Source organism: Mycobacterium sp. (assembly GCF_050701675.1).
Taxonomy (GTDB): Bacteria; Actinomycetota; Actinomycetes; order Mycobacteriales; family Mycobacteriaceae; genus Mycobacterium.
In genome coordinates this window covers 1-2080 of record NZ_JBOGDD010000294.1, presented here as the reverse complement: position 1 = coordinate 2080, position 2080 = coordinate 1, and the positions used below count along the sequence as shown (strand labels likewise).

Annotated in this window: 2 protein-coding genes; one reads left to right on the top strand and one right to left on the bottom strand. The window is 64.6% G+C overall.

Translation table 11 applies throughout. The features are described 5' to 3' along the window. The first annotated feature begins 159 nt into the window (after positions 1 to 159). Positions 160 to 990 (top strand): helix-turn-helix transcriptional regulator, encoded by an 831-nt coding sequence (locus tag ACRDUX_RS08720; RefSeq protein WP_526412957.1) that lies wholly within the window; start codon positions 160 to 162, stop codon positions 988 to 990. On the opposite strand, the gene ACRDUX_RS08715 is transcribed toward ACRDUX_RS08720, so the two are convergent. After that, positions 932 to 2080: MFS transporter (locus ACRDUX_RS08715; protein ID WP_526412954.1), on the bottom strand; the 1149-nt coding region annotated here is incomplete at its 5' end. The genes ACRDUX_RS08720 and ACRDUX_RS08715 overlap by 59 nt on opposite strands.

Here is a 2080-nt window from a genome sequence, read left to right as displayed (position 1 = left end):
GTCAGAATCTTCAGCTCTCTTGCCGACCACACGGCTCGCCTAGGTCACTGGAATGTCAGCAGCCGCACGAGACGTTGGACCAGACGATGAAGGCAACCAGATGGCCACTGATCGTCGATCACTCGCCCAGGGACGATCCGGCGAAGGATCGACGTCGCCGTGGCTGACTTCGCAGCCACGCCCCTGTTGGCCACGGACACCGTGGCAGTATGGGACGTGAAGTGCCCTGGCGCCACTGGCGACGAAAGCCCAGAAGAATGCGCATCGGCGACACACTTCGTGTTCCCCTATCGCGGTGTCTACGTTCATCACGTTGGGCGCAAGGAATCGATCGCCGACGCGAGCCAGGTCGTCGTCATCAACGATGACGAGCCCTACCGGGTCAGCCATCCCGTGGGCGGCGGCGATTCGTCACTGTCGATCGGGGTCAGTCCGGCCACGCTGATGGAACTGTTGCCGACCGAGTTGCTGCAGAACAGCGGTCGCGCGACGCTCAACCGGCCGCGCCTGCGCGTCGACGCACACGCTCAGGCTCGCGCGGCCGTCCTTCGACATCGCCTGCGGCTCAGGACGATCGAGGGCCTGGAGGCGGAGACGTTGACACTTGACCTCATCCGCCACGCTGTGGGACAACGTTTTTCGGGCACCAGGCCAATCACTGAGACGAGTCGAAGGTTGGTCGATCACGCGAAACTCGTGGTGTCATCGGATCTGCGGTGCAGGCGGACCCTCGCTGACCTCGCCGCCGAAGTCGGCGTGTCACCAACGTATCTGACCGAAGTGTTCCAGCGAGTCGAGGGCACACCGCTGTACCGGTATCAGTTGAAGCTACGGTTGGCGCGAGCATTGGATCTGTTGGGCGAATATGACGACGTCACCGAATTGGCCTTGACTTTGGGGTTTTCCAGCCACAGCCACTTCAGTGCGGCGTTCAAGCAGACCTACGGCCACACGCCGTCGGCCTTTCGCCGGGCTTCTGGACTCCGCTGATCACTGGGGTGTTCGTAGAAGGGCGGGGCGGTCGACGGCCCCGACTCCCGAAACGACCGAAGGCCCACAGCACGAACGACAGCGCGAGCAGGGCGATGCCGACGTTCGCGATGCCGTTCCACCCGGACCCGCTGTACAGGACGCCTGCAAGGGCGGACCCAAGCGCGCCGCCCGCGAACACGCCCCCCATGTACACGGTGTTGATGCGAGCCCGCGCATCCGGGCGCAGCTCGTAGATCTCGCGTTGGCTGAGGACCTGATGCGCTGTCATCGCGATGTCGAGCAGCACTGCGGCGAGGCCGAGCAAGATCACGCTGCCCGAGCCGAAACGGGACAGCAACATCGCGACGACGCCGATGAGAAGCGCGATGCCGCTGACGAATCGATCTCCGCGATCGGCGATGCGGCCCGCCACCGGTGCGGCGACGACGCCCACCGCACCCACCAAGGCGAACAGCCCGATCTGAGCCTGACTGAAACCGTGCGTGGTTATCAGTTGATAGCTGATACCGGTCCAGTAGGCGCTGAACGCGGCGAACATCAGCGCCTGGCACACCGTGCGTCGTCGCAACCGCGGCTGCGTTCGCACCAGGTCGAGCACCGAGGCCATCAACGTCAGGTAGCTACCGGTGTGGTCGGGCCTACGGGCCGGAAGTAGACGCAGGAGGACGAACGCCATGACCACCACGAGCCCGGCAGAGATGAAGAAGATGGCGCGCCAGCCCCATGCCGCCGCAGCCAGGCTGGAAAGCGTTCGGGCCAGCAGTATCCCGAGCAGTAGACCGCTGCCGATCCAGCCCACGATTCGACCCCGACTGGCCTCCGGAGCGAGGTGCGCGGCAAACGGGATCAGGATTTGCGCGACCACCGAGGTCACCCCGATGATCACCGATGCCGCCAGAAAGACCCCGAGTCCCTGGGCCGAACCGGCGACAATCAGTGCCACTGCCGTCACGATGAGCATCGCTGACGTCAACCGCCGGTTCTCGATCAAATCCCCCATCGGCAGCAGCAGCACCAGGCCGATGGCGTAGCCGATCTGAATGACGGTGACCGCCAAGGTCGCCGCGCCCTGGCTGGTGTGGAAGGA